The following is a 23,147-nucleotide window of genomic DNA, read 5'->3' on the forward strand; positions in this document are numbered from 1 at the left end:
TGATCGGAATGAGCAACAAATTAGAGCAACTTCGTAAACTAACGACTGTAGTAGCAGACACTGGTGAAATTGACGCAATCAAAAAGTACCAACCAGAAGATGCAACAACTAACCCTTCTCTGATTCTAAAAGCAGCTCAAATCGCAGAGTATGCACCTCTAATCGATGCTTCAATCGAATACGCTAAAGCTCAAAGCTCTGATAAAGCGCAACAAGTACAAGACACTTGTGACATGCTAGCGGTAAACATCGGTAAAGAAATCCTAAAAACTATCCCAGGCCGTATCTCTACTGAAGTAGACGCTCGTCTGTCTTACGATATGGAAGGCAGCGTAGCGAAAGCTCGCCAACTAGTTAAAATGTACAACGATGCGGGCATCACTAACGATCGCATCCTGATCAAACTGGCTTCTACTTGGGAAGGTATCCGCGCAGCAGAAATCCTAGAGAAAGAAGGCATCAACTGTAACCTTACTCTACTCTTCTCTTTCGCTCAGGCTCGTGCTTGTGCTGAAGCTGGCGTATTCCTAATCTCACCATTCGTTGGTCGTATCATGGACTGGTACAAGGCGAAAGAAGGCCGTGACTTCGAAGCTCAAGAAGATCCAGGTGTTCTATCTGTAACTAAGATCTACAACTACTACAAAGAGTACGGCTACAGCACTGTCGTTATGGGCGCAAGCTTCCGTAACATCGGCGAAATCCTAGAGCTAGCTGGTTGTGACCGTCTAACTATCGCGCCTGCACTTCTTGCTGAGCTAGAAGCTGCTGAAGGTGAAGTCGTAGAGAAGCTAGTAGACTCTAAAGGCGCGGCAGAGCGTCCAGCACCAATGACTCACGCTGAGTTCCTATGGGATCACAACCAAGACCCAATGGCGGTTGAGAAGCTTGCAGAAGGTATCCGCAACTTCGCAGTTGACCAAGGCAAACTTGAAGCAATGATTGAAGCAAAACTTTAATCAACAGAATTTAAAAAGGGGAACGTTTGCGTTCCCCTCTTAACATCCTTTCTAAGAAACAATCTAATAATCGGTATTTATTATGGATCGCAAACATCTAGCAAATGCAATTCGTGCTCTAAGCATGGACGGTGTTCAACAAGCTAACTCTGGTCACCCTGGTGCACCTATGGGTATGGCTGACATCGCTGAAGTTCTTTGGCGCTCTCACCTAAACCACAACCCTTCAAACCCAGAGTGGGCTGACCGCGACCGTTTCGTGCTTTCAAACGGCCACGGCTCTATGCTGATTTACTCTCTGCTTCACCTAGCAGGCTACGAGCTATCAATCGACGATCTGAAAAACTTCCGTCAACTGCACTCTAAGACTCCTGGTCACCCAGAGTACGGTTACGCACCTGGTATCGAGACAACAACTGGTCCACTAGGTCAAGGTATCACTAACGCTGTCGGTATGGCGCTGGCTGAGAAAACTCTAGCAGCACAATTCAACAAGCCTGGTCACGACATCGTTGACCACTTCACTTATGCATTTATGGGTGATGGCTGTCTGATGGAAGGTATCTCTCACGAAGCATGTTCTCTTGCGGGTACGCTAGGTCTTGGCAAGCTAATCGCATTCTGGGATGACAACGGTATCTCTATCGATGGTCACGTTGAAGGCTGGTTCTCTGACGATACACCTAAGCGTTTTGAAGCTTACGGTTGGCATGTAATCCCAGCGGTAGACGGTCACGATCCTGAAGCGATCAACGCGGCTATCGTCGCGGCTAAAGCTGACCCTCGCCCTACTCTAATCTGTACTAAAACTATCATCGGTTTTGGTTCGCCTAACAAGTCTGGTTCACACGACTGTCACGGTGCACCACTAGGCGCAGAAGAAATTGCAGCGACACGTAAAGAACTAGGTTGGGAGCACGGTCCTTTTGAAATTCCGCAAGATGTCTACGCGCAGTGGGACGCGAAAGAAGCAGGCGCAGCTAAGGAAGCAGCGTGGAACGAGAAACTTGCAGCTTATGAAGCAGCATATCCAGAGCTTGCAGCAGAGTTCAAACGCCGCGTAAACGGTGAACTACCAGCGCAATGGGAAGAGAAAGCAAACGCAATCATTAGCGATCTTCAAGCAAATCCTGCAAACATCGCATCACGTAAAGCGTCTCAAAACGCGCTAGAAGCATTCGGTGCTATGCTACCTGAGTTCCTAGGCGGCTCTGCTGACCTAGCGCCTTCAAACCTAACCATGTGGTCTGGCTCTAAGTCTGTTTCTGCTGAAGATGCTTCTGGTAACTACATCCATTACGGTGTACGTGAATTCGGTATGACAGCTATCATGAACGGTATTGCACTACACGGTGGTTTCGTGCCATACGGCGCAACTTTCCTAATGTTCATGGAATACGCGCGTAACGCAATGCGCATGGCTGCTCTGATGAAAGTTCAGAACATCCAAGTGTACACGCATGACTCTATCGGTCTTGGCGAAGATGGCCCAACTCACCAACCAGTTGAGCAAATGGCATCGCTACGTCTAACGCCAAACATGAGCACATGGCGTCCATGTGACCAAGTAGAGTCTGCAGTCGCTTGGAAACTGGCTATCGAGCGTAAAGACGGTCCAACGTCTCTAATCTTCTCTCGTCAAAACCTTGCACAGCAAGAGCGTAGCGAAGAGCAAGTTGCAAACATCGCTCGCGGTGGTTACATCCTGAAAGATTGTGATGGCAAGCCAGAGCTTATCCTTATCGCAACAGGTTCTGAAGTTGAGCTAGCGGTTAACGCTGCTGCTGAACTAACAGCTGAAGGTAAGAAAGTACGCGTAGTTTCAATGCCTGCTACAGACGCATTCGACAAGCAAGACGCAGAATACCGTGAATCTGTACTGCCATCTGACGTAACAGCACGTATCGCTGTTGAAGCTGGCATCGCTGACTTCTGGTACAAGTACGTTGGCTTCGGCGGCAAGATCATCGGTATGACAACGTTCGGTGAATCTGCTCCAGCAGGTGAACTGTTCAAGATGTTCGGTTTCACTACTGAAAACGTAGTGAACACAGCGAAAGAGCTTCTCGCTTAATCGCTTCAAAGCTCATATAGCTTGTAAAGCCCCACTCCACGCGAGTGGGGCTTTTTGTTTCTTGGCACAAAACATAATTTGCGCTCTGGAATTTCGATTATTCCAAAATTACGCCCCTCATCCTTTATTCTCATGACATAGCAATAAATAAGGCGAAACTATGTCATCCACACCTTCTAAGACCCTACGCTCTAATGGAATAGATAATAAACTGACAAGGATAGCCAAAACCGTTTTCTCTTATTCAATCAAGCTCATCGGCGCCATTGCCATTCTTTTGAGTGCCTCTGTACTGTTATCAAAACTGGGCACGATTCATGGTAAAGAGTTGCCAGAGGAGTACTTTTCAAACGGCTACCCCGCGATTCTGACGTTGCTCGATTCAGAAGTGTTTATGGGGTTCATATTTTTTGTCACCGTCGCCATTCTCGTCTACGTGGTTTATTTGATGTGGCAATTGCATGAAGTCGCGGTTCATCGCGCCGCAAAAATGTCGAGTGCGCACACTCAAATCGTATTCGCACTTTCTCTATGTGGCTTGTTTATTGATAAAACATGGTGGGTACTCGCCATTATCATTGCATTCGCTCGTTGGGATGTACTCGCCGCCGAATTGTCGAACATTATCCGCAACGGTCGCCAATCAAACAGAGCAACAGAGGAATAAGTCATGAAAGAGATCATGTTACCGTATGTGTTTATCTGCTGGTTGCTCGTAAAAACTGGCGTCGTTCGTTGGACACTGAAGAACGCTGTCATCATCGTTGGTATAGGTGGCCTAATCGCATTTTCGCTGTTTACCGCTCATCGCTTTTGGTCACCTGCTGATTTGACTGATAGCACCACCGTTAAAGCGCCCCATGCGGTACTCAGCCCGCTGGTTGGCCAAGAGGTAGAACAAGTATTTGTTGAACATAACCAAATGGTTAAAGAGGGCGATCTGATATACACGCTTAGAACTGAAGACACCGCAGCTCAGCTCGATGGATTAAAGGCACAAAAAGACGCTGCGCAGGCTGAGATTCTCGCGCTGACACACCAAGTCAACAATGATAAAAAGCAACTCGACCGTCTGACCAAACTCAACGATTTCGCACAAGAATCACAACGAGACGACTTGAGAACACGTATTGAATCGACTGAGGCAAAGATCGCTGCGGTAAATGCTCAAATCCTGAGTGTCGAAGCGCAAATGGCAACGGCGAATTGGCAGAACGAACGTCGTGAAATTCGAGCGCCTTTTGATGGGCAAGTCTCTATCGCTAACATTGTCGAAGGCACTCGCTTAGGTAACATGCACCTATACAACACCAATAAGAAGTTCGTTGAAATGCGTATTGCCGCCCAAACCTACCGCAATATCGAAGTTGGTCAGTTTGCTGAGTTCTACGTCGATGCCTATCCGGGGGAAATCTTTCGCGGCCGTGTGCACAGCTTGACCGCAGGCACGGGGGAAGCAAGAGTGTCAGTGGTTAATGGTTCACAGCATGTACGTCAACATGTCGGCAACAATGCAGGAAGTCACGGCCGTACGATTGTGATTGAGTTTGAAGAACCTGCTGGCTACAACGTCCCTATTGGTGCGACCGGTTCTGGATGGGTATCGGCGAAAAAACCGCATGAAGCGCTCGGCTTTATGGATATCATTGGTGCCGCAACCGTGCGCTTAAAAGCATACAAGTCCTACTTATCGGCATTGTAGGAAGCGTCAATCTCAATAAGCACCTTTCGGTGCTTATTGGTTTCTCGTCATTTTCCGCGCAGCGACGTGAGTATCAACAATGGGGATGATCAAATCCATCAACCACTGCTGTTTTGGCGCAGACCTTAACGACGCTTTGCATATCAAAGCCATATCTAAATTGAGTGGCGATAAATTCTTGTCATCGTAGTAAGGCTCGTAACGTAGCGTGAAGCAATCGTCCATCAATTGGTTGATTAGATGGACACTGTCCACCACGATACTCGCTTCCAGATTAGGGTCGAGCGCCTTAAAGTGGTCATGATGCTCATTAATGCCAGAAATAATGAATTTGACGTACTCGCCCTCTTGATTACCCTCAAAGATGCCACTTCCTGAGTGGATTTTCTTTTGATAGAAACTTTGCGGCTTATCATTAAGTACGTGTAAACCCAGATCGACCTGATCATCAAGAATTTGTGATTCGCTATGCTCGCTCCACTGACGCAGCTCAATAACAGCGTTGGTTTGAGCGCGTATCGCCTGAATTAAATCCTTGCCTATTTCGACCAAGTAAGGCTCAACAATGTGCAGTGTTACTCTGCTCAACTTACTCGGGTCGAACTCTTCAGGAGTCAATGCAAGATCAAGCTGCTCAAGGGCGTTTTTGATTCTTGGTTCAATCGATAATGCGTAGTCGGTAGGCATAAGCCCTGAAGAGTCCCGAACAAACAGAGGATCATCGAGCTCTTCCCTTAGTTGGGCTAACACCTTAGAAACGTAGGATTGCGAACGGCCAAGCTTTTTTGCCGCACGCTGGGTGGAGCGTGTGTTAAGTAAAGTCACCAACACATGCAAAGCATTAAGATCGTGCATTCGTATTTGCGCTCTTAAAGGTAAAACTCCCTCTAAATTAACCAATTAGAGGGAGCCTGCCAACCGTTTACTTCTCTTCGAAACGCTTCGCGAGCAAATGGAACTCTTGCACTTGAAGGTTGAGCGCTTTTGAATGCTCGTTCACTGAGTAAGTCGCTGCCAAGTTTTGCTCAGCCGTCGCAGCAATGGATTGGATATGTGCGTTCACTTCTGAGGAGAGTTTGCGTTGCGATTGGGCGGCTTGTTCAACGCTGTTCATTAGCTGCCCCATCGATTGCATCATGCTCTCTACCTCTAACAGCTGTTTTGAACTGGTTTGCGCAGCATGCCCACATTCCATTGTCTGCTCTTGGTTGGCAATAATTTCTTGTTGCCAAGCGCCAATGGTACTCAGCATGACGTCAATACTCTCTTTAATTTGTACCGTTGCATTCGAGGTTCTTCCAGAAAGCGCTCGAACTTCATCAGCAACCACCGCAAATCCTCGACCTTGCTCACCCGCGCGAGCCGCTTCAATGGCCGCATTAAGTGCGAGCAAATTGGTTTGCGCCGCGATACCACCAATCTCTTCCATCATATCGCTGACTTTTTGCGCTTGTTCACTAAGCTCATAGGTCGTTGCGGTCGCTTTTTCAGCTTGAACACCTAGGTTTTCCAAATTGTGATGCGTCTGTTCGATGCTGGCTTTTGCTTTTGTACAGTTCTCTAGCGTAATTCCAATGAGTTGGTGCGCTTCGGAGGTACTATTGGATACATCATTGGCCGCCACTTCAACTTCTTCGGTCGCAATCCGAACTTGGCGAATGTTGGTGGTTTGCTGGTCTAATGCTTGTGATACTTCAACCGCCGTGGAGTTGAGGTTTTCAGAGAGTGATTGCAAAGGTTTTACAGAATCAGTCATGCGCCCTAGCACGGTGCGGATGCGCGCAGACATCATTTTTAAGTGGAAATCTGCAACCGAAAAAGGTGTATTCCCCGAATAAACTAAACGACTGACGCTATCAAACTTGTTTTGGAGCTTTTTAAGCTCTCTTGGCGTGTCAATGAGCTCTTGTCTAAACAGCAATGCAAGCACTGAAGCCGGCAGCAACCCAGCTAACCACTGCATTGCGCCTTCTAATTCCAAAGCATTAGAGACTAACGGTGCAAGCAATGAGCCTAGTAGCACCGCGTATCTCACCGAGTCTGAAATTTTTAGTGACCAAGTGCGGCCATTTTTCTCTGCGTTGAGTAAGCCCTGATACGCAGCAGAGGCAATACGAACCCATTCAGGCTTAGGTTTAACGCGCACAGATTGGTATCCGCTGATTGTACCGTTGTCATAAATTGGCGTTACATAGGCATCGACCCAATAATACCCGCCCGACTTGGTACGATTCTTTACAATGCCTCGCCACGCTTTACCTTGCTTTAGGTTTGCCCACATATCAGCGAATGCTGCTTTAGGCATATCGGCATGTCGAACAATATTATGGTTTTGGCCAATGAGTTCGTCGCGATGATATTCAGCAATACGGCAAAAGGCGTCATTACTGTAGGTAATCACGCCTTTTGTGTCGGTAGTAGAAACGAGTTGTTCATCGTCTCTCAATGATGTTTCACGTTCTTGGGCAGCACTCATTTTTCTCAACTTTAGTTGTAATTATTTGTAGCACGGGAATATAAACATTTTTTAATATATGACAAAATATGAATATCACAGTTTAAGCACTTAAACGTGTTAAGTGACTAAAATTTGATTACTCGTGCTAGCTACGCACGTTCCCTTGCGCACATTACAATCAAAAAGTTGAGCGACGCTATTGAGCGCCAGAATAGCGAAATGCTTCACGGGTGAGCATGTTCAACTCTCGCTCAGCCATTTCGTTATGCACCACCGTAATCCGACCCAAATAAATCAGGGGCACTTGGTTTGCTCGACCTTCTAGATGAGCCTTAATCGCTTCTGCTGTCGCGACGCCAAGATCATCGCTCATTCGCATCGGTGTTGCATCTAACTCTCCGGTACGAATCTTTTCGATTTCTTTCGCAGTCCCTCCCCATCCAGTCACATAGATATCATCTAAGCGATTGGCTTCGCGTAGCGCGTCGATCGCGCCCATTGTCATTGCGGTATTTGCATTATGAATCACCGATACTTCAGGGAAGTTGTCAAGGACAAGTCTTACTCCATCGGCTCCTCCGAGTTTCTGGTACTGACCAAAATGCTCGTAGGCGGTGAGCCACTCACCTTTTTCAGTGACACAGTCGATAAAGCCCTGAGAGCGTTGAGTATCAGTAATCCCCGGTATGCCTCGGTTCGCAGCAAATTCAACGTCCGTCCCAAGGTGGTTAATTACATGGTCACACAGCACTTCCGCACCCATTTCGCTGGAGAAATCGAACCAAGCATCCGGCTGATACTTCCATTTAGCAACGGGCGTATGAAATGCCCATATAAAGGTTTTAAACCTGTCAGACTTCGATAAGGCTTGGATGTTGTCTGCTTGCAACGCCAATTCAGAGGGACCAAAAATAACAAAGTCATAAGGTTTCTCGGCGTTTAGTACTTGTTTGGTGTACTCGGTTTGAAGAGAATGCTCGATTTGCTTTGATGAAAACTCATCAATATGAAAAGGAACATTAAGAGCAAAGAGCCGTTTAGTTAATGCGGTATAGTTTTTTACCCAAAAATCGGAAATGTCAGCACTAGGGTAAATGACCGCAATTCTCACCGCTTCTTTTACTGGCGTGCTTAGCTCAACGGGATCGGCACTTACCGTCGTTTGGAAACTGTGTCTTACCTCATCATCCGCGGATTGCACGTTCGGTACGAACAGTAAAGTCGCTGCGCTTAGAAGGGAAAAAACACCATTCACTCGCCACTTTTGTCGGTTTATTATCATGAATGTTACCAATTGTTTGATTGTGTAATAACATTATTATAAATATACACGACAAATATAATACAGATTGCCAATTATAATTTTGATGATTAACTATTTATTGCGCTTGCTAATGTGTCTACCCGTGGTTGTCTTCGCTCAAGAGTTTGACTCGATCGAAAAAGACTCGTTTCTTACGTACGCACGAACCCAAGTAGAGAAAGCCATTTCGGACAGCGCTATTTGGGACGGTCCAATAGAGGGACCAAGAGCGGTTTACGATAAAAATGTCATATTCGTCGCCTCAGATTTGCGTAATGGTGGCGTTTATGGTGTCGCTAGAGGCATGTCTGAAGCTAACTCTCACCTCGATTGGCATTTAAGATTTATTGATGGATTAGGGTCGGAGGTTCGCCAAGGTGCAGCGATTCGCAAAGCAATTGGATTCGAGCCAGATGCGATTGTCCTTGGTGGGATTGATGCAAGCAGGCACAAAGATGTTCTTTTACTCGCTCAGAGCAAAGGTATCGTCATCATTGGATGGCACGCAACTGAAGCCGCGGGTATCAGTGCTGAAAATGGCTTGTACACAAACATAACGACTGACCCTTACGATGTCGCTGAGATTGCTGCACTATTAGCGATTGTCGATTCCGGTGGCAAAGCGAATGCACTTATTTTCACTGATCCTAACTACAAAATCGCTACTCTCAAATCAGACGCGATGGCAGAGACCATCACACGTTGCAAACGCTGTGAACTACTTGAAGTCAAACCTCTTCATCTCGATAAAATCGCCGAACAAATGCCCAGTACTATGGACTCGCTGTGGAGCCAATATGGGCAACGCATCACCCACATATTAGCGATTAACGATCTTTATATAGATTATGCGATTCCTTCATTGGAGTCGTACCAGCAAAAATACCCAAACGTTCCTAGCAATATTTCTGCGGGAGATGGCAGCAAAGCCGCTTACAAGCGCATAGACAACGATAAATTTCAGTTGGCAACCGTACCTGAACCGCTTTATCTCCAAGGGTGGCAGATCATCGACGAGCTCAATCGAGCGTTCAGTAATTTGCCGCCAAGTGGTTATTCCGCCCCCGTCCACCTTGTTACTCCAGACAACGTCTCCGCTCTGATTAGCGCACGTGGAAGAGGCGTATATGACCCTGACAATGGTTACCGAGAGGCCTACTTGAAGATTTGGAAGCCTGAATGATGTTTAAACATATCAGCATCACCCAACGACTGATCATCTCTAGCATGCTCTCTTTGTTAGTGGTGAGCATTGCGGTTTTTGTGGTGATTCGCTCCCTCTACTTTGTTGAGTCAACACTCAAAAAGGAAACCTCTACTCACGTGTCACAGTTGATTGTTAACTCCGAGATCAGTCGTCACGTATTCGAGCTCACCTCTCGGGTAAAACTGTTAGAACAAACCTTTCTCTTCAGTGAAACGACTCTGTCTGAAGAGGCGTTTAACATTGATTTTCAGCTGCAACGACTTCGAGACCTATCGACTAATCAGGAGTTTTCATTAAGCATTGATGCCTTTATCGACAACTTCCATCGGTTTTTAGGCAGTTCTCTTGCCCTTAATCGTATCTTAAAGCAGACAGATAAAATCGACACTAAGCTCGCCCAGCAATTGGATTCGCTTGAATTGGCAATTGCGAGCAGCAAGCTCCAAAGCATGGGTTCGGCTGATTTTAAGCGCTATAACAACAGACTTGATCTGGTCAATATGCTCAGAGAATCCTTCCTGACCGTTGGCAAAATGATCAGTGATATTCATAGTCGAATAACACCGGAGACCGAAAAAGTCCTCATTATTGAAGTCGAGAAAGAGCTCGATATTTTCTTACTCCACCTTGAAAATGTTGACTCTGACAGCCCCACTGTCATCGAGGAAAAAGCGGCAATCTCCAAAACAGTTAAACGCTATAATTCGGCGTTGCGACGAATCAAAGCCAACCTGGAGCAACGTTGGGTGGTAATGGAAGCCTTGATTAAAGCACAAACTGAGTTGCTGCAAGCCGTCGAGCGCACCGAGTCAAGAGTGCAAAATCAAGCCCTAGCGTTAACCAATCAACTAGAACAGGAAATGGAAGACTCTCGTTTCAATGCTATTGTCATCAGTATCTCGGCGTTTCTTTTCTCGGTTTTACTGGTTAACCTCGTTGTGAATCGCCACATCAGAAAACCGCTCGAAGATTTGAAAAAAGGCTTTGACCACTTTGTTACCGAAGGCGAAGATAACCCGATTGACCTTGGACGCAGTGATGAATGGAGCCACATAGAAAACGCCTATAACAACATGGCGTCGCGTCTTGCCGAAGCCTATAGCGATCTCAACGAAGAAAAAAAGAACTTCGACTTTCTCGCGCATCATGATCCACTTACCCATTTGGCCAATCGTCTACTCGCGACCAAAAAACTGGCTGAACAAATTGAAGATTCTGAGCAAAACGGGCAGAAGTTCCTTTTGCTCTACCTCGATATCGATGAGTTTAAAACCGTAAATGATTCCTTAGGTCATGCTGCCGGCGACAATTTGTTGGTGAAGATCGCCGATATTCTCAGGGAGCAAATAGAGGGTCACGGCTTTGTCGCACGTATGGGTGGCGATGAATTTATGATCGTTATCGACAACGCCGACCTGAATCAAGGCAAAACCATTGCTCACAAACTTAATCTTGCGTTGCGTATGCCTTATCACATCGAGGAGCGAACCATATTTGTCTCTGCAAGTATTGGTATCTGTGAGTATCCAACACATGGTCACAATGGTGAAACACTGGTTAGAAACGCGGATACCGCCATGTACTGCGCGAAACGAAACGGTCGAGACCAATTCCGCGTTTACACCGATGAAATGACCCTAGAAGTGAATGACCTCATCGATACCAATATCGGGTTACATCGCGCGATTAAAAATGATGAACTGGTCGTGCACTTTCAACCGAAGGTCAATCTCGATACCGGTGCAACCGTTGGTGCCGAAGCCTTGGTCCGCTGGCAACATCCATCGCTTGGCCTTTTGCCCCCGGCAAGCTTTCTTGAAGTCGCCGAAAAATCAGACCTTATTATTGAGATCGATAAATGGGTGTTTCGCAAAGTGGCAAGTTTGCTTGCCAACTGGAAAACGCATCATATCCCTTTACCTGAAATGCTCGTTTCCATCAATTTCTCAGCCAGGATGTTTTACATGTCAGACCTTGCGGATCAGCTTCAGGCAATTCTCGACGAAACAGGCGGCTCAGCAAGCGACTTTATGCTGGAAATTACCGAGCGCGACATGATGCGAGATGTGGATACCTGCGCCGACACGATAAATAAACTCCACCAAAAGGGATTCAAGATAGCCATCGATGACTTTGGTACTGGGTACTCATCACTGTCTGTTCTAAAAAACTTGTCCGCCGACTGCCTCAAACTGGATCGAAGTTTTATCAAGGACATTAGCCATTCGAATGTCGATCTCGAGATCACCTGCGCGGTCATGAAACTCGCACAAGTGTTAGATTTGGCTGTGGTGGCTGAAGGTGTCGAAACACATGAACATGCAAACACGCTAAGAGGTATTGGTTGCGATCTGGCACAAGGGTTCTATTTCTCTAAACCCCTTGCCGTGGACAAATGGTTGGCATTTCTTGAGTCTGAATCGACGCCTCCGAGCGAGAGGCACAAACGCATTGGGGGTTAAGTTGCGCTTTACTCTAGCACTATAACCCTTACAATTGAGCGAAATTAAGAATACCAAGGTTACACCCATGTCCATTCAATGGTTTCCGGGTATACTGCATTAAGGTTTCACGCAATTCCAGAAAATACAACAAACCGATACTAATCAACAAGTTAGATTACTACCAAATCTCATACCGTCCCACAACATCTCACTGCAATTCATGATTTTGGTACCCCACCTGGTACCCCACAAAACCAATTTGCGATACAATGGCCTCATGCCTCTTTCTTGATACGGGAGTTGTAAGTGGCCAAGCGAATAACAGATGCAACACTAAAAAAACTGGATGTAAAAGATAAGGAGTACACCTTTACTGTTGAAGAAGGGCTACAGTTACGTATTCGCCCAAAACGCTCCGAAAAAGGAACCGGGACTAAAGCGTGGCAATTTAAGTATCGTCACCCTGTAACAAGAAAGATCACCAAGATACCGATGGGAACTTATCCATCTTTAAGGCTTGCAGCTGCCAAGCTGGAAGCTGCAAAATTTAGAAAACAACTCGCAGAAGGTATCGATCCCAAACGAGCTAAAGAAGAAAAACGAAAAGAAGAACAAAGGAAGCACAGCGACATATTCGAGGCTATTACAACAGAATGGTTTGAGCGAAAAAGAAAAACCATCAGTGAGTTTCACGCTGAGCGAGTATGGCGAACATTGGAAAAATACATACTCAAAGATCTGGGCCCCTACCCTGTGGGTGAAATCACCCGCCGTGATGCAATAGCACTGCTACGTCCCTTAGAAAAAGACGGGAAACTTTCGACAATTAAAAGAATCTGCCAGAGCCTCAATCAAATCATGGAATTTGCTGTAGCGAGCGACGTGCTACAAGCCAACCCTCTCACTAAAATGATCAACGCTTTTGAAAAACACAAAGTTGAACATATGGCCACAATCCGACCAGAAATGCTCGGCAAGTTTCTATCAAGATTAGAAAAAAACGAAAAGATTCAAGATAAGACAAAGTGTCTGTTGTTATGGCAGCTTCACACGATAGCAAGACCCAAGGAAGCGGCCAGAACACGCTGGAAGGATATTGATCTACAAAATAAGAGCTGGACGATTCCAGCGGCTGAAATGAAGCGCGGAAAAGAGCACAAAGTGCCACTGACTGACGAAGCTATTGAGATTCTATCTAAAATGCGTCCTCAAAGTGAAGGAAAAGAGTTTGTCTTCCCCGGAGAACGAAACCCGAACAGCCATGTAAGCATCTTTACGGCTAACGCGGCACTCAAACGTAGCCTCGGCTTCAAAGGTGAACTTGTTGCGCATGGGCTACGAGCGATTGCTTCTACTGCCTTACATGAACAAGGCTTCGATACATTGCACATCGAAGCATGTCTATCTCACGCAGATCAGAATGAAACTCGGGCCAGTTACAACCGTTCAAACTTCTTTGAGCAGAGGAAAGACATTATGCGCTGGTGGAGTGAATATATTAGAACTGCGAGTGAAAAGCACTTGAACTCACAGCCAATATCGGACACGACCCTGTAAATAATTCTGTGTAACTGCCATTGGTTACAAGTATTCAGCTAATCGGTCTTCGAACATAAAGCGGTTCAGCTCTTGCCGCCAGTTTCTAATTGGCATCGTCCATTTCTTGGAGGCAGCCTGAATCGCTAGATAGACCACTTTTCTCGCAGATTCATCCGTTGGGAACAGCTTATGAACGAGCTGAGGCTCAAAGGTGGAGTCACAGTCGCGAGGTACGTCTAGAAGAATCTAGCCCAGATATAATCTGACAGGCATCGAAAAGTGGGTAACTGTCAGATCAGGTCATAAGCTAGCACATGTTAGTTGAGAAATTTCAACCAATTCAGCCTACTTTGAGCGGTAATAGGCATCGCCGAATTTCCACTGCTAATTTTTATCTGCTCTACCAGTTGTTGCTTTAAGCTTTCATTAATGGGGACCGATTTTTTCACCAGCGCGATCCCATAATCGATCTGTAATCGACTGAGCGTATTCCACCCGTATGTTTTGCTGTAGCGTTCGAAGTTTTGGTCCCAATCATCCAATAAGTTTGTGTAGCCAAAAGTAACTTGGTACATAATGTAAGCATCCAATAGCGCTAAAGATGGAACCCTAGGCATTAATGAATACAGCCGGTTGATACGCTCAAGGTTATCTGGTGAAAGGGGTAGGCAAAGCGTCGCCTTAATCACGTCAGCAATAGCTTTTTGGCATTGAGGGTTATCCTCAATTCCATTTGCCAAGTCTCTATTTGACATGCGATCGAAAGAGGCCGCTATTGATTCCAGTAGGCGCGCATTATCAGGTAAGGAAGGGCTTTTGCTGTATTCCACAGCAAAAGTTTCGATACTCAGCTCTATCCACTCTAAATTGTAACTTAAGGAAGGGGTTTCCATTTGGGTAAGTTTGAGTTTTTCCACACACAAATCTCGAGTGAAAGGCCAATAACTAAAATCTATTTCTTGACTCATACTTACGATCCTGAGTGTACCTTCTTAATTGGAAGTCTTGAGGGAAATGCATGTCAACGTTGAACTCAACTTGTCGAGTCACTTTCTAAACCGAATCAAAATCAATGCTAAAATCACCGGTTGGCTGGAGAGTGAATATGGCTCTATTCCAAGTATTATGCCCATGCTCGGTAGTGATTTGATGAAGTTCTTCAAAAGCTTGATAGGCATCATAGCTAACAACAAAGTCATGCTCACTACCTGAGTCATCTTTTTTGTACACGCACTCAAATTCACCCGCGTCTTCTTCTCGATAAAATACAACAATGGCACTGCTCCATTGATCATCTATCGCATCAACGATGTCTTGAGCGATAGTAAGGTAGAGATCATCTACGGTCATTTATGTTCATTTCCCTGGTCGATTATAAAAGAATTTTACTTTGCTTTTGCCATTTGTCCAATACCTGACTGCGAAGGCATCAGGTCGATTACTGTCTCTACCATAAAGGGGCAAGATATCGACTTTTACGTCTTTAGGAGGGGCGGCTTTTAAAGCACTTCGCCATTCATTCTCCATTTTTAACCAGGCGCTGCGGTTGAGGTTGGAGTCCATCGGGAGATAATTAATCTGCTCTCCCGCGCCAGAAAAGGTGGATGCGACCAAATGACCGCCATCATCACGGGGAAGACCGTCTTTGATGCCGCCTGTTTTACTAGATTTCGATTGTTGATAGGTGTTTCTATCTCTTGTTTTAAGCTGCAGTTTACCACTGACTCGATTAACTCGACCATTAGCGTCTGTCTTATACGTATGATCGCCGACTTTGTAGCTTTGGTTTGATTTAAGTTTCGTGTTGAGCTGTTTATTCCAACTGCCTTTTTTACCTGGCGCGAGTGTAACTACATTACCCGAATCTTTTGCACTCGTTGGCGTCACCTCTTGCTTAATCTGACTTTGGCTATTGATTTTTATCGTAGAGTGCGTACCTGCCATAAAGCTTTTCTGCAAGACGAGAGCTTCACTTGGATGTGAATGAATCGCTTGCATTATCGCCTGGCCTGATTGATCAGAGACAGGATGGTTATCATCAGCCAAACTCAATGTCATGCCACTCGAGTCTATCAATACTGGTGGGCTGCTTGTGCCCAACTGTTGGGTCGCAACTCGAAAGTCAAACAGCCCAGTAGCATTGAGCCTTTCATGGATTGGTCGTTCGACATCAGGGCTAAGAGAAAGACCAATGGACACCATGGTCGCGTTGAGTGTTTGGATATGCTCCCGATACTGTTGCATTTCATCCGGGTTCGATGTCACATCGGGCTCTAACTTCACGTAGAGTTCTTGATGTAAGTGCTCGAGAAGGAGTCTTTTCAAATACGGCGGTAGACGATGCCAACCGATCAAATGTAACAATGTCATAATACTGTTGAGATCATTCAGGCTCACCTTGCTCGAGAGCGCTCGAATGAGTCTCGAGATCTCTTGCAAACGTTGTTTGTGTAAACGTTCTCCTGTACTACGGGGGTAGGTAATATAACCCATGGCTATTCAACGGTCTTATACAGTTTAGTCACTAGACCACCTACACGCTCTGGACGCTTATCTTGCGAATAAAGCGTATTGGGATCCGTCCATGTCATCTCGTTGACCTTGGTTCTTTCTTCATATCCGAACAGATCTTCGTAAACCATAAGGATAGGGATATCTGCGGATAGATACCCTGTTTCTACATCCTGCAAGGTGCTTGAAAGTGACCCATTCCACTCGAAGGTTCCGATATTGCCCAGATGCGCCCTGAGAGTCTCGTTAACGATTTGACCGGTTTGGGTCACGGACACCTCATCGACATTGGTATTGATATCTATCAAGGATGAGTCTTCCATTAACGTGCTTAGAATGTGTTCAATCGTAGAAGGACGTGCGATCCCATACAATTCCATCTGCTCAATTAACTCATCCAAACGAAGCGCAGGAAGCGCTATTTCCTCGCCTTCTAAGGTGATCACAAAGTCCCCCCGTTCGATGGCGTCTAAGTCATGTTTCGTCAATGACGGTTCTAGCTTAGGTTTGATCCGATTGTCTTGGAACAGTTCCCCTTCCCACCATCCTGATTGAGTCACTGACTCGACTTCAAATACAATTGGAGCATGACCATTTTCACTATTGAAAGTGAACTCTAAGGTTTGCTTGATGGTTTCCGCATTTCCCATCTTTTCGGCTTCTTCCATGTGCAAAATCAGCTCAAACAACGCCCTCATATTTGGGTCGCTGATTTCATCCAACACGTCAGAGCTCAAGACACTAATGTCATCATGTGCACTGTTCATCAAACATTATCTCCAATATACAAGCGCTGAAGTAACGTCATGGTCAAACTCGGGGAAAATTTATAGTTGAGGTAAGCATATCGTAACAGCCCCGCTGTCGATCGATTGGGTGGGGAGTAAGAAGTGAGTTTGCTTTCAAGTTTATTAAAACTATACCGTTCGGGATCACTAGCCATCGAAGTAATCTTCTTGTCCTCTAATTGTTTCTTAAATTTGATCACATCATCAGGTGACATGTTGCTCAGTCGCCCTTGTATCTTCCTCTCATTCACGCTTAGGGTCACGTTAATTGACGTCGAGCGTACTCGCTCCACTTCCATCTTCTTTTTGACCAATAAGTCGAGAACCGCGGCTTTAACACGGCCCATCCCAATCGATTTTTTGTTCTTCAAAGGCGCATGCTGTTGGATGACGGCATACATTCGCTGAGCAACCCACTTATCAATAATGTCACGACTTATTTCTGCAGAAACCATGTGTAAATCAAAGTCTCGTGGGTTATCCTTGGCCCCACTAACATGTTCTTTTGTTATAGCATTAAGTGGCACACGGATCATTTTGCGCGCGAGTTCAGGGGCTATTTTTTTCGTGTGTTGGAATAAGTGCCAAGCAATGGTCTCGCCAACGTTGTCATTATCTGTTGCGAGTAAAATACTCTTCACTTTCTGGCCTTCGGTGAGGATTGCGTCCAAAGCCTGAGTGCCATTGCTGTTTAAACCATAGTCGGGCAACAGTTGTCGCCGTGCAGTCTCTACACTGTCCTCCTGCAACCCCGATTTGGTGACAGCGCCATTGGTTGGGTAGACGACATATTCTTGTCCGAGCATCCGCGTCAATACACTTACCTTGCCTTTCGCCTCAACGATAAATAGGTGTTTGGGGAACAGACGTTTACCATGTTGGTTAAGGTAATGCCCTAGAAAGTGGACAGAGTTGCGTGAACCTTGGGACGTTTGCGGGTCGAATGAAACTTGGTTTAAGTGATACAACTTAGGGCAAATTACGGCAATAAACGACTTCTTCGCTCTTGAGACTGCAACATTGAGTAAAAAGGGCTGTTTCTCAAAGAACAGTCGTGCGCTATCACTGTGTGTCTGTACACCAGAAAATATCACGATGTCTTTTTCCGCACCCTGTAACTTATGGATAGTATCAATCGTCGTGTCTTCGATTTCACTCTTTGGGATCAAGTGACCATGTGCCTCATTGGTTTTATACAGTGCATCGCGAATCACTTCGGGCTGTTTATTGAAAGGGGTTACAATCGCTAGCATGGACGCGAGCGCAGGCAGAGCATCTCCCTTTTTCAATCGCTCTTGCCAACTTCGATAACGCAGAACCACCATTTCAGCGATAAGGTTGGCTTCCGCATAATTGACTTTGGATTTCTTGCCTTTCCCAGCTTCCGAAGACCCAGGCGTTTCCACGTAGGCCATAGCAGGTAGATCTTCTGGATCGACTTCTTTGTCATTGTTTGGCAGATAGAACAGTTTGTTGTCGTAAACCATTTGATTGCAGTAATCGATGATTTTTTGAAAACAACGATAATGCCCCCTCAACATAAAGCCTGCACCTTGGTAGGAGTACGTTGAGGCGTGCGTGACCAAGTGCAATAAACTCCCAGAGGTCGGTGTGAAACCAAGCTCTATCAAGCGTGTAATCTGCTTAGCGCTGTACCCTTCCTTTAACCAAGCACTGTAGTCATCATAGGCTGAGATATCTTTCTTGTTATCAATTACTGGCTCTAATTGACTGATGTCTCCAACACTGATCAATTTTCGACACAGCGACATGGAAGGGAGACCTAAGCGAATATCAGCCTGCCCCGACTCATCGGTGATCAGCAAGTCTATCCCACCGTAGACAAAAGAGCGCTGTATGGATCCTGGGGTATAGCTTTTGACCTGCAGTAGCTTAGGCAGCATATGAAGGGTTGAGATGACAACAGGTGTGACCATACAAATGCGTCTTAACCCTTCAATGATGTTTTCTTCTGTTTGAGCAAACAGAACTGAGTTTCTCAGTGATAAAAGGTATTCCGCTTCCCAATACCTTGCCGCAATGTGAAACAATAACGGTCGATACGAGGTATCAAGAAGGTGTTCAATGTAGATATCTACCGTTACGTCGTGTAATTTCTCGCCAAATTTCGCTTCTGGAATGGCTTCATCTTTAATGCGTTCTCGATTTAAGCGCTCGACAATATCCAGATAACCTCGACTGGTTCTGTCCATTTGTAGCCAAGCCGAAAACTCTTCCCTAGCCGTGACAAAATAAGGTAGGCAATAATGAGTATCAGAGATTGGGAACAAAGCACTAGGCTCAACATGTCCGGCTCTGATTTGAGCCACGCAATGCTTCGCCACGGCAAGCATCTCTGCACTTTGATCCGTTAAGTACTTATGCAGATAACGTTTCGCTTGTTCTATATGGTCAATGTGTGGGAGCCCCAACCTTTGGCAATGAAGCTGTAATTTGGTCAAATAGTACGCTTCATGATCTGGCAAGGATTTGAGATGATTAAGCTCCTCACACACACTCGTCCAACCAAAGACAAAAGGCTTCTCTTTACCAAAAGCTTCAATCACCGGCGTTTTGGCTCTTTCTTCTTCAGTGAATTTTTTTAACGCATCGCTGGAGGCTAAAAAGCTGCCGTAGTTGTTGATCTTGGGCAACCAGCGTTGGTACAAAATGAAATCGTCATCGTCATCATGCAATACGTCAGGAAAGGCGGAGACGACATTTTTCACTGATTGGTTCGTTGCACCTGCAGCAACGATGATCGGACACGGCCTTCCCTCTAGGGCTGCGATGACACTTTCTTGAGCAATGACCGCTTTTAACATGGATGTCTTGCCACTACCAGGTGGACCACTTACCGCCAAGACCTGACCCAACTCAGGGTGTTGTTCGTCAAAAGCACCGAGATGCCGGGCCATTATAGAGGCGTGACGTTGTGTATTATCTAATGGAAAAAGCTCACGCGCTTTTTCCGGATCACTGTCCCCCGTTCTTGTGTCCATATGCCCCATGATGGCACTCGAGCCGATGTGACCACTGTACCAACCTGTTTGAGCCTCAAGATACTGGGTTGATACCGTCTCCGAATAGCTGTTGCCTTCGAGCGTAGTTAGTAACTTTTTCAGCGGAGTATGCTGCCAATCCTCCGCCCTGTCGGAGAGCAGACCTCGGTATAGATTCGAGATATGCGTTAAGGAGCCTCCCGAATCAAGGACCGACGAAATGCTAAACTGGACCGTTAAATCAACATTGCTCAATTGCCCACTGATTGACTTGGTCAATTCCAGTAAGCTACTTACTTCGCAGGTATGGTAAAAAAGCTCCTTCGCCTCTTTTAGCCAAGACTTTGATGTCCCGAGTTGATAATAGACCGCTATATTTTCTAAAGCATTCGACGAGCTAGCCAAGATCACTTCAGGCTTACTCTCATTGTGTTCACCTAACAGATACTCTGGGTTAATTTGAATCGGCTTGATAGGGTTTGGGTGGAGAAAGAAACCGCTTTTATCGTTTGGAATGTCAATTTTGACCGGAATGGCCAACAACAAGTAGCCTCGACTCTCACCTCGCTTGACCATCTCCAAAATCAAATAACTGGAACCATTTGGCGTTGGCAACTTTTTCGAAGTGAGTTTCTGACTCAAGTCATTGTCCCATTCCTCGATTGATTCAGGAAGCATGAGCCGGGTTCGTTCAGCGTTCTTTAACACTTCGATATTGTTATGTGACGTTAGGGCGTAAAGAGATTTTAGAGCGTTCATTGGCGAAACTTAGCGGAAAGAATTTCTTTCACATTGTTGAATTGACCATTTACCTGGATCTTACAAACATATTCGTAACATTCAGGCTCTGATATCGTTAATAACTGATGACTATAGTCTTTAAATTGAAAGCCGCGCTTTTTATCTAATGAAATGAAGTTATAAACGCGGACGATTTTGGAGGCTTTAGCTTTCTTATCATAATACGTAAACGCTTGACTGACTTCCTCACAGGAGAAGGTAAGCTCTTCGATAGAGATGCTACTTTGTCGAGAAAGGCCTGTTACTTGCTCGACGTCATCGATGACTTCACAGGTATCAGCGAGCCACCCTTGCTGCCCCTCGGTAAACAATTCAAGAAGTTCGAGTCTTGCTTTACCTCGAATAAGAGTCCCAGCTTCTATTTGAGTTATCCCCTGCAATTTCAGCAATGGTGCTGGTATAAAAATCATATGCGCGACACCCTGTGAGATGACTTGACAGACTAAATGGTTTCGCAATGCGTAGTGATCGAGTTCTCGGTTAACTTTACCGAAAGGGGAATCTTTCTCTTGACTATAGACATACCAATCATGCGCCGCTTTGCCCTCAAACGCGACCAGACCTTGATGGTGATGGTTCAGGGCGAGCGAAATGGGATCCTTCGATTTTATTTTCCATTCTGGCGCGAACTTTTTGTTTTTCTTAAACTCGTAGAGACTGACTCTCTCCTGGGCCCCTTTCTCGATATAATCAATGACACTGTGAGCAAACAACTCCGGTTGCTTGATGATGAACTGATTTCCATCAAAGGGTTGTGTTTTAAATACTAAATGCTTGACCTTATTATGGGTAAAGCTGCGTTGATAGGTAATTAATCCTTCGTAATTGGTACAAGTCGAAGAGATAATCCCAAGATAGAGCTGACCTTTTTCTTTTTTTAAGGTAATTTTGAGCATCCCTTCAACAAGATCACCATAAGTTAATTTGTCACCCTCGATACCTAAACGCTGCAGCTCATTTGACCAAGCGACCGCCCGAAAAGTCGCGCCTAAAGTCTCAAAAGTAAAGTAGTACTTGTCACCGTCACTGTTAAGAAAATAAAAACAGTGCCCTACTTTTTGTCCCTCTAGCGTTTGAGCGAGCTTTTCCTTTGCTTGCTTTAAACATACCGTGGACCTGTGGTTTTCGTGGTCAAAATTGAGCGTCACATTGTCAATCTCGCTAGACTCCTTGACTACGAGAAAATCATCTATTAAAAACCCGGGAAACTCGGTATATAGACACTGGCCATCGTCACTACAAAACCAAGCACTGTACCATTTTATGTCCTTTTTACTGTTTGTTTTGGTCGGCTTGACTGTGATGTTGTATAAGTAACCCGTTAACTGAGTCGGCTTTGCTTTGGACTCAACCACCTCAAGCTTGAATCCTTTTTCATCTCTTAAGAAGCTTATCCCTACCAACGAATTGTGAGAAACGCAGTAACAGAGTTTTCGGTAGTTTTCATATGACTCGGAAACGATGGTCAGTAATTCTTTTCCATCCATATCTAAGCAAGAAATTTGAGGTGATATGTCACCACGATACGAGACTCTCACCATGATCGGCTGTTTGAAATCGCTAAACTCTACTGGAATGAGCTGTTGAATAAAGTGAGGACCTTCAGGCTCCCCTTTGACTAATGCTATGTATTCTCGCCCCACTATAGGGAGCGCGTAGAATCGGTTTTCTGTTAAGCTCTTTTTGCCAATATATGCCGTAATGATGCCATCTTTGCCCTCAATCTTTGAGAACAAAGTACCATTAGCATTCTTGCTTAATTTTATGTGGTAGTACTGTAAAGACAAAACCGCACCATCAAAAGGTCATATAGTCAAAGCTCGAAGTAGACCAAGGTTTTTAAACTATGTATTGAACATATATGCTAATAGAATTACTAATTAGTTCCAAGGATTACCTCTAAACCCTGCCAAAGAAGAATAAACACATGAAAAGGGTAACATCCTGATATTAAATACAAAAAAAACAATGTCAATATTCAAGCTCTTTCTCACTTAGTGCTAACATGACTGATTATTAGTAAACGTTCCGTGATCCCACGGGCGCGGCCTTAGTGAGAGAAGTTTCAAGGGAGAAGTGAGTCGATGTCAGGCTCTGGCTTAACCAACTCCTTCATGCCCTAAACCAGACAGTCATACAAAATCAGCCCGTTGGCCTTTGCCGTTTCGATAACGCTGTGCAGCATGGCGCTGGCACCTGCACCCTTCGGAGTGTCCGTGAAAAGCCAATTTTTCTGCCAATAACCATGGATTTGATTACTAGCTAATTAGCGTCTAGTAAAACGGTAACGATTCAGAAAGGGTTAAAACTAGTCGGTTAAAAAATCGAGTAGGAGGAGGCCTCACGGCCTCCGTCCTCT

At 45.4% G+C, this 23,147-nt stretch carries 16 protein-coding genes and 2 pseudogenes; 7 read left to right on the forward strand and 11 right to left on the reverse strand.

The genetic code is table 11. The annotated features are described in order from the left end of the window. The first annotated feature begins 8 nt into the window (after positions 1–8). The 4 genes from tal to OH458_RS11640 all read left to right on the forward strand — a co-directional run bounded on the left by tal (position 9) and on the right by OH458_RS11640 (position 4,735). Positions 9–959 carry a transaldolase gene (tal, locus tag OH458_RS11625; protein ID WP_269978462.1) on the forward strand — a complete coding sequence of 317 codons (951 nt, stop codon included), beginning with the start codon at positions 9–11 and terminating at the stop codon, positions 957–959. 82 nt (positions 960–1,041) lie between these two features. Further along, positions 1,042–3,033 (forward strand): transketolase, encoded by a 1,992-nt coding sequence (tkt, locus tag OH458_RS11630; RefSeq protein WP_269978463.1) that lies wholly within the window; start codon positions 1,042–1,044, stop codon positions 3,031–3,033. 160 nt (positions 3,034–3,193) lie between these two features. Continuing rightward, positions 3,194–3,700, forward strand: a complete 507-nt coding sequence (locus tag OH458_RS11635) for a magnesium transporter (protein WP_269978464.1) — start codon at positions 3,194–3,196, stop codon at positions 3,698–3,700. A 3-nt stretch (positions 3,701–3,703) separates the two neighbouring features. Next, positions 3,704–4,735 carry an HlyD family secretion protein gene (locus OH458_RS11640; RefSeq protein WP_269978465.1) on the forward strand — a complete coding sequence of 344 codons (1,032 nt, stop codon included), beginning with the start codon at positions 3,704–3,706 and terminating at the stop codon, positions 4,733–4,735. 33 nt (positions 4,736–4,768) lie between these two features. Here OH458_RS11640 and OH458_RS11645 read toward each other — a convergent pair whose 3' ends face one another. The 3 genes from OH458_RS11645 to OH458_RS11655 all read right to left on the reverse strand — a co-directional run bounded on the left by OH458_RS11645 (position 4,769) and on the right by OH458_RS11655 (position 8,475). Then, positions 4,769–5,590: a LysR family transcriptional regulator gene (locus OH458_RS11645; RefSeq protein WP_269978466.1), complete on the reverse strand. Its 822-nt coding sequence runs from the start codon at positions 5,588–5,590 to the stop codon at positions 4,769–4,771. A gap of 67 nt (positions 5,591–5,657) precedes the next feature. Continuing rightward, positions 5,658–7,211, reverse strand: a complete 1,554-nt coding sequence (locus OH458_RS11650) for a methyl-accepting chemotaxis protein (RefSeq protein ID WP_443088511.1) — start codon at positions 7,209–7,211, stop codon at positions 5,658–5,660. Between the two features lie 178 nt (positions 7,212–7,389). Further along, positions 7,390–8,475, reverse strand: a complete 1,086-nt coding sequence (locus OH458_RS11655) for a substrate-binding domain-containing protein (protein ID WP_443088512.1) — start codon at positions 8,473–8,475, stop codon at positions 7,390–7,392. Between the two features lie 85 nt (positions 8,476–8,560). On the opposite strand from OH458_RS11655, the gene OH458_RS11660 reads away from it, so the two are divergent. The 3 genes from OH458_RS11660 to OH458_RS11670 all read left to right on the forward strand — a co-directional run bounded on the left by OH458_RS11660 (position 8,561) and on the right by OH458_RS11670 (position 13,704). Beyond that, positions 8,561–9,679: a substrate-binding domain-containing protein gene (locus tag OH458_RS11660; RefSeq protein ID WP_443088513.1), complete on the forward strand. Its 1,119-nt coding sequence runs from the start codon at positions 8,561–8,563 to the stop codon at positions 9,677–9,679. Next, the gene (locus tag OH458_RS11665) at positions 9,676–12,165 is read left to right on the forward strand and encodes an EAL domain-containing protein (protein ID WP_269978468.1); all 2,490 of its coding nucleotides are present in this window, start codon (positions 9,676–9,678) and stop codon (positions 12,163–12,165) included. The genes OH458_RS11660 and OH458_RS11665 overlap by 4 nt, the downstream gene beginning before the upstream one ends. Positions 12,166–12,453: 288 nt before the next feature. Beyond that, complete coding sequence (locus OH458_RS11670) at positions 12,454–13,704, forward strand: tyrosine-type recombinase/integrase (protein WP_269978469.1); 1,251 nt, start codon at positions 12,454–12,456, stop codon at positions 13,702–13,704. Between the two features lie 24 nt (positions 13,705–13,728). On the opposite strand, the pseudogene OH458_RS11675 reads toward OH458_RS11670, so the two are convergent. The 8 genes and pseudogenes from OH458_RS11675 to OH458_RS11710 form a co-directional block, all read right to left on the reverse strand. After that, positions 13,729–13,875: pseudogene (locus OH458_RS11675) on the reverse strand (IS256 family transposase); the annotation flags it as partial. 128 nt (positions 13,876–14,003) lie between these two features. After that, positions 14,004–14,603: a hypothetical protein gene (locus OH458_RS11680; protein WP_269978470.1), complete on the reverse strand. Its 600-nt coding sequence runs from the start codon at positions 14,601–14,603 to the stop codon at positions 14,004–14,006. Positions 14,604–14,739: 136 nt separating this feature from the next. Beyond that, positions 14,740–15,036 (reverse strand): antitoxin YezG family protein, encoded by a 297-nt coding sequence (locus OH458_RS11685; protein WP_258614611.1) that lies wholly within the window; start codon positions 15,034–15,036, stop codon positions 14,740–14,742. A gap of 6 nt (positions 15,037–15,042) precedes the next feature. Next, a complete protein-coding gene (locus tag OH458_RS11690) occupies positions 15,043–16,056 on the reverse strand; it encodes a DNA/RNA non-specific endonuclease (RefSeq protein ID WP_269978471.1) in 1,014 nt (337 codons plus the stop codon). 125 nt (positions 16,057–16,181) lie between these two features. Next, positions 16,182–16,964 (reverse strand): DNA topoisomerase, encoded by a 783-nt coding sequence (locus OH458_RS11695; protein WP_269978472.1) that lies wholly within the window; start codon positions 16,962–16,964, stop codon positions 16,182–16,184. Then, positions 16,964–20,746 carry an AAA domain-containing protein gene (locus OH458_RS11700; RefSeq protein ID WP_269978473.1) on the reverse strand — a complete coding sequence of 1,261 codons (3,783 nt, stop codon included), beginning with the start codon at positions 20,744–20,746 and terminating at the stop codon, positions 16,964–16,966. The genes OH458_RS11695 and OH458_RS11700 overlap by 1 nt, the downstream gene beginning before the upstream one ends. Continuing rightward, positions 20,743–22,275, reverse strand: a complete 1,533-nt coding sequence (locus tag OH458_RS11705; RefSeq protein ID WP_269978474.1) for a hypothetical protein — start codon at positions 22,273–22,275, stop codon at positions 20,743–20,745. Before OH458_RS11705 ends, OH458_RS11700 begins: the two co-directional genes overlap by 4 nt. A 578-nt stretch (positions 22,276–22,853) precedes the next feature. Further along, a pseudogene (locus tag OH458_RS11710) lies at positions 22,854–23,024 on the reverse strand (IS66 family transposase); the annotation flags it as partial. Between the last annotated feature and the right edge of the window lie 123 nt (positions 23,025–23,147).

The sequence above is a fragment of the Vibrio sp. MarTm2 genome, assembly GCF_027587055.1.
Taxonomy (GTDB): Bacteria; Pseudomonadota; Gammaproteobacteria; order Enterobacterales; family Vibrionaceae; genus Vibrio; species Vibrio sinaloensis_D.

Bases quoted from the DNA above. Each gene is read 5' to 3' on its own strand.
- tal (WP_269978462.1), top strand. From the start codon at position 9: ATGAGCAACAAATTAGAGCAACTTCGTAAACTAACGACTGTAGTAGCA.
- tkt (WP_269978463.1), top strand. From the start codon at position 1,042: ATGGATCGCAAACATCTAGCAAATGCAATTCGTGCTCTAAGCATGGAC.
- OH458_RS11635 (WP_269978464.1), top strand. From the start codon at position 3,194: ATGTCATCCACACCTTCTAAGACCCTACGCTCTAATGGAATAGATAAT.
- OH458_RS11640 (WP_269978465.1), top strand. From the start codon at position 3,704: ATGAAAGAGATCATGTTACCGTATGTGTTTATCTGCTGGTTGCTCGTA.
- OH458_RS11645 (WP_269978466.1), bottom strand. From the start codon at position 5,590: ATGCACGATCTTAATGCTTTGCATGTGTTGGTGACTTTACTTAACACA.
- OH458_RS11650 (WP_443088511.1), bottom strand. From the start codon at position 7,211: ATGAGTGCTGCCCAAGAACGTGAAACATCATTGAGAGACGATGAACAA.
- OH458_RS11655 (WP_443088512.1), bottom strand. From the start codon at position 8,475: ATGATAATAAACCGACAAAAGTGGCGAGTGAATGGTGTTTTTTCCCTT.
- OH458_RS11660 (WP_443088513.1), top strand. From the start codon at position 8,561: ATGATTAACTATTTATTGCGCTTGCTAATGTGTCTACCCGTGGTTGTC.
- OH458_RS11665 (WP_269978468.1), top strand. From the start codon at position 9,676: ATGATGTTTAAACATATCAGCATCACCCAACGACTGATCATCTCTAGC.
- OH458_RS11685 (WP_258614611.1), bottom strand. From the start codon at position 15,036: ATGACCGTAGATGATCTCTACCTTACTATCGCTCAAGACATCGTTGAT.
- OH458_RS11690 (WP_269978471.1), bottom strand. From the start codon at position 16,056: ATGACATTGTTACATTTGATCGGTTGGCATCGTCTACCGCCGTATTTG.
- OH458_RS11695 (WP_269978472.1), bottom strand. From the start codon at position 16,964: ATGAACAGTGCACATGATGACATTAGTGTCTTGAGCTCTGACGTGTTG.
- OH458_RS11700 (WP_269978473.1), bottom strand. From the start codon at position 20,746: ATGAACGCTCTAAAATCTCTTTACGCCCTAACGTCACATAACAATATC.
- OH458_RS11705 (WP_269978474.1), bottom strand. From the start codon at position 22,275: ATGGATGGAAAAGAATTACTGACCATCGTTTCCGAGTCATATGAAAAC.